Here is a 3,832-nt window from a genome sequence, read left to right as displayed (position 1 = left end):
CCTGCGGTTCGTTCACGAGGTCCACCCTTTCAATAATGCTCTTGATGGCTCCACGTTTCCACTGTCGCCCGACGATACGACCTCAGCGAACGAGACGGGGGACGAATCCCCGGCGCACACTCGTGGGGAGGAACCATTAGGGACACTCGAGATGGGCAACTCGAGCCGTTCCGACGGGACGACGGTGGGGTGCCATTCCACGGCCAGAGCAAGACTTCTGCGAAGCGGTTGCGAACCCTGAACGGTGAGGAACCACGTCATCCGATGGTTCTTCAGAACGTCTTCGTGGCGGATCATCTCGCGGATCGAGTTCGCCTCACTCGCTCCCGCGCACGGCGGGCGGTCGTCCGCATCTGGAACTTCTGGCATTTCGGAAACGTAGCAGTGCGCCTCTGGGCGAATTCCACCGTGACAACATCGGCTCGCTCGATCGTCTTGACGTCCCACGAACTCACGGCCGCGGGCTACCCGGCCTCGGGTCGCCCCCACAGGTGCCGCGTCAACGCAGAAACATCGCCATCGAGCTGGTCAACCCGCTTCTCGAGCGAGTCGAAGCGCACGTGTACGGCCTCGAACCTCCCGTTCATCTCCCCCCGCAGCCCGCTGATCTCCCCGCGCAACCCGCTCAACTCCCCGCCGATCTCCCCGCGCAGCCCGCCGATCTCAGCGTGCAGCCCGCCGAACTGCCCGCGCAGCCCGCCGATCTCACCACTGATCTCCCCGCGCAGCCCGCCGATTTCGCCGCGGACTCCGTTGATCGCCTCAGCCGTCGCACGATTGATCAGCGTCGTCATCAACGTCATGCCGCCGAGCATGATCGTCGTGAAGACGCCGATCAGCACCCACACCTGCGGTTCGTTCACGAGGTCCACCCTTCAATGGTGCTCCAGCTGGCTTCACGATTCCAGCGTTCATCAACGCCGCGACCCGCCGCGAACAAGATGGGGAGCAATTTCCCGGCGAGCAGTCGTGGGGAGGAAGCCCGAGGATCACTCGAGCTGTTGCAGAGCATGCATTGACTCCGTTGCAGAGCATGCATTGAGAGCCTCGGCCCCTGATGCTGGTCGCCCCCGGAGAGAAAGGTGCGACCCCCGGATAGAAGGGCATCGCTCCGGGGGTCGTCTTCCACGCTATCCATCCGTCAACCGGGTGTCTGTCGGTACTTTGGGGGACCCCTGTCCCCTCTTCGGGGGACGCGGCCAGCCGGAGATCCGCGTGATTCCGCGGTTCGCAGCCGACCGCATTAACACACTCGTCACGTCCCGGCGAGACACGCGAAACGCTTCCGTGTAACGATGGTCAAACCTCGGGGCTCCCCCCGCGCTCGCGCACCTCGAGCGCGGCCCACGAGGGAAAGGCGTCATGGAGCTCACCGATTACCTCCACATCCTCCGCAAGAACTGGCTCATCATCGTGCTGGCGACGCTGCTCGGGGTGGGGGCTGCGGCGGGATATTCGCTCACGCGCACGCCCATGTACGAGGCGCAGAGCACGGTCTTCGTCTCCACGCAGGCGGGCGGCACGATCGGCGAGCTGCAGCAGGGGTCGACGTTCACCCAGGCACGGGTGACCACGTACTCGAACCTCGTCACCACACCGATCGTCATGAACCCGGTGATCGCCAAGCTAGACCTCGGCGTCTCTGCGAACACTCTCGCCCAAGCGGTGACGGCGTCCAGCCCGCTCAACACGACGCTCATCACGATCTCGGTCACCGACGCCGACCCGCTGCTCGCGGCCGACATCGCCAACGCCCTGGCGGCGAGCCTCACCGCGGCGGTCGAGTCGATCGAGACGCCGAACGGCAGCGACGCGAGCCCGGTGCGGCTCACCCGCGTCAAAGACGCGGTCACGCCGCTGGCACCCTCGAGCCCGAATGTCTCGCTCAACCTCGTACTCGGCGGCCTGATCGGTCTCGCACTCGGCATCGGCGTGGCCGTGCTGCGCTCGGTGCTCGACACGCGCATTCGCACACCCCAAGACCTCACGCCCGTCACCGACGCTCCGCTCATCGGCGCGATCGCGTTCGACCCGAAGGCGAAGGATCGCCCGATCATCGTGCACGCTGACCCGCTCAGCCCGCGCGCCGAGTCGTTCCGGGCCCTCCGCACCAACCTGCAGTTTCTCGACATGGGCGGTCGCGCCAGCTTCGTCATCACCTCGAGCGTGCCCAGCGAAGGCAAGTCGACGACGACGATCAACCTGGCGATCGCCCTGGCCGACGCGGGCAAGCGCGTCGCCCTGCTCGACGCCGATCTGCGCAAGCCCAAGGTGGCCGAGTACCTCGGTATCGAGGGCGGCGCCGGTCTCACCGACGTGCTGATCGGCCGCGTGAAGGTGGGCGACGTGATGCACCCGTGGGGCGACCGCACGATGTACGTCATGCCGGCCGGCAAGATTCCGCCGAACCCCAGCGAGCTGCTCGGTTCCCAGCAGATGGCCACACTGCTCGAGGTGCTCGAACGCGACTTCGATGTCGTGCTGTGCGATGCTCCTCCACTTCTCCCCGTGACGGATGCCGCGATTCTCGCGCGTGCGACGAGCGGCGCGCTGGTCGTGGTGTCGGCCGGCCGCACCAACCGGCACCAGCTGTCGGGCGCGATCGACGCGCTGCAGACGGTGGGGGCGAAGGTCGCCGGCATCGTGCTGTCGATGGTGCCGACGCGAGGCCCCGATGCCTACGCCTACACGTACGGTTACGGCTACGGCCAGGGCTATGGCTACGTGCAGGGCCAGTCGAAGGCCGAGAAGCGCGCCGCCCGCCGCGCCTACCGCGCCGCCCGCCCTCCGGTGGCCGCACCCTCCCCGGCCTCCCCAGTCGCCGCACCCTCCCTGGTCGCCGAGCCCTCGGTCACCGAGCGAGCGAAGCAAGACCAGACGCCCGAGTCCGCTGCAGCGACGAGCAGCTCTACCCGCACCCGCTAGGCGCCGTGGCTGGTCGCAGAACCTGGCGCGCGTCCGCATCCCTCTGGGGTGCGGTCGCGTTGCTCACCATCACGGCGATCGGTGCCGGCACTCTCGTCGCAGCCGCGTATCAGCACGCCGCTCCGCTCGCGAACTCCGGCGAACCGGCACCCGTGCCCTCCTTCGACCTCGGCGTCCAGACGCCGACGCCGACACCCACCCCCGAACCGTCAGCCGCGGCCATCCCCCGCGAGTCCGAGCGCTTCCTCACCGCCGGCACCGGCGCCGGTTCGAACGTCTGGTGGCGCGGAGTCGCCGGCGCGTGCGGCGGCGCCCCGCCCGTCGTCGAGCGGTCAATCGATGGCGGGGCCACGTGGACCGACGTCACTCCCCTCTATAAGGGAGCGTCACAACTCGCCGCGCTCGACTCGCTCGATCAGACCGAGGCAGAGATCATCGTCGGCGTCGGCCCGACCTGCGAGCCGCAGGCTCTGCGCACCTTCACGCAGGGTCAGTTCTGGGACTCGTACCCCGACGTGCTGGCGGCGTCGCGGTTCGTCGCACTCACCGACCCCGCCACCGTGCAGCAACCCGCCGGCCCCGTGGCCGCGCCCTGCGCCGAGGCGCAAGGCCTGCGCACTCAGGGCGATCTCGTGGCCCTGGTGTGCGACGCCGCCGCATACGCCTCCCGGGCGGACGGCGAGTGGGTCGCGTTGCCCGCTCCGGATGCCGCAGCCGTCGCCATCGACGGCGACGCGGTTCTCGTCGCTCACAGTTCGGAGGAATGCAACGGCCTCGCCCTCACGCGCTACGCCACCGCCGACCCTGCTCAGCCCGAACCCCCCAGTTGCACAGAAGGCGCCGACCCGTCCCAGCCAACCGCGATCGCCCCAACCGACGCAGGCACTCTGATCTGGTCTGGAGAATC

General features: G+C 68.2%; 3 protein-coding genes. 2 read left to right on the top strand and 1 reads right to left on the bottom strand.

All coding sequences use genetic code 11. The features are described 5' to 3' along the window. Positions 1 to 464 precede the first annotated feature (464 nt). Entirely contained in the window at positions 465 to 863 is a 399-nt protein-coding gene (locus QZV81_RS07970; RefSeq protein WP_292835402.1) for a hypothetical protein, read from the bottom strand. 499 nt (positions 864 to 1,362) lie between these two features. Here QZV81_RS07970 and QZV81_RS07965 point away from each other — a divergent pair, with 499 nt between their 5' ends. Then, entirely contained in the window at positions 1,363 to 2,925 is a 1,563-nt protein-coding gene (locus QZV81_RS07965; RefSeq protein ID WP_292835399.1) for a polysaccharide biosynthesis tyrosine autokinase, read from the top strand. A 5-nt stretch (positions 2,926 to 2,930) separates the two neighbouring features. Continuing rightward, a partial coding sequence (locus QZV81_RS07960) for a hypothetical protein (RefSeq protein ID WP_292835396.1) occupies positions 2,931 to 3,832 on the top strand: 902 nt, incomplete at its 3' end.

This window comes from Microbacterium sp. (assembly GCF_011620665.1).
Classification (GTDB): Bacteria; Actinomycetota; Actinomycetes; order Actinomycetales; family Microbacteriaceae; genus Microbacterium.
Note: the sequence above shows the minus strand (reverse complement) of the source record. Positions and strands in the feature narration are given on the sequence as shown.